The organism is Bartonella sp. AP40SXNS, from assembly GCF_042195825.1.
In the GTDB taxonomy this organism is placed as follows: domain Bacteria; phylum Pseudomonadota; class Alphaproteobacteria; order Rhizobiales; family Rhizobiaceae; genus Bartonella.
Map to the genome: position 1 here is coordinate 1 of NZ_JBHIPB010000111.1, position 720 is coordinate 720.

Genomic DNA, 720 nt, shown 5'->3' on the forward strand with positions numbered 1-720 from the left:
ATGGTGGTCCTGCTCCTGATTCTTTGTGTGAAGCTATTTTTGAAGCGTCACAACATCTTGCTTTTTATAAGATTTTTGAAGCCCCAGACGTTGATTTAGACAAAGAAGGAACAACCTTTATCGGGTCTATGCGGGTGGAAATACTTGATCCGGTAGCCGATTATGTTGCTTTGATGCAGGAGATTTTTGACTTTGATTGTATTGCGCGAGCAGTAGAAAGAGGTTTAACCCTCCGCTTTGATGCAATGCATGCTGTTACAGGGCCTTATGCGCGCGAAATTTTTGAGAAATGTTTAGGGTTTTCAGAAGGAACGGTGGTCAATGGTGTTCCTTTGCCAGATTTTGGAGGAGGGCATCCAGATCCCAATTTGGTTTATGCTAAGCCTCTTTATGATTTGTTAATGTCTGATAAAGCCCCTGATCTTGGAGCGGCATCTGATGGTGATGGAGATCGTAATCTCGTTATTGGCCGTAGGCAATTTGTCACCCCTTCTGATTCTTTGGCACTTATGGCTGAACATGCACATCTGATTAAAGGTTATCGCCAAGGCATTGTGGGGATTGCCCGTTCTATGCCAACGGGGTGTGCTGCGGCTCTGGTTGCTGAAAAAAAAGGATTAAAATGTTTTGAAACACCAACGGGGTGGAAATTTTTTGGATCGCTTTTGGATGCGGGAAAGGTGACTTTTTGTGGTGAAGAAAGTTTTGGAACGGGTTCTC

1 protein-coding gene is annotated in these 720 nt (G+C 44.0%); it reads left to right on the forward strand.

From position 1 onward, the window contains the following. Nucleotides 1-720: alpha-D-glucose phosphate-specific phosphoglucomutase (locus ACFILZ_RS10055; protein ID WP_375682394.1), on the forward strand; the 720-nt coding region annotated here is incomplete at both ends.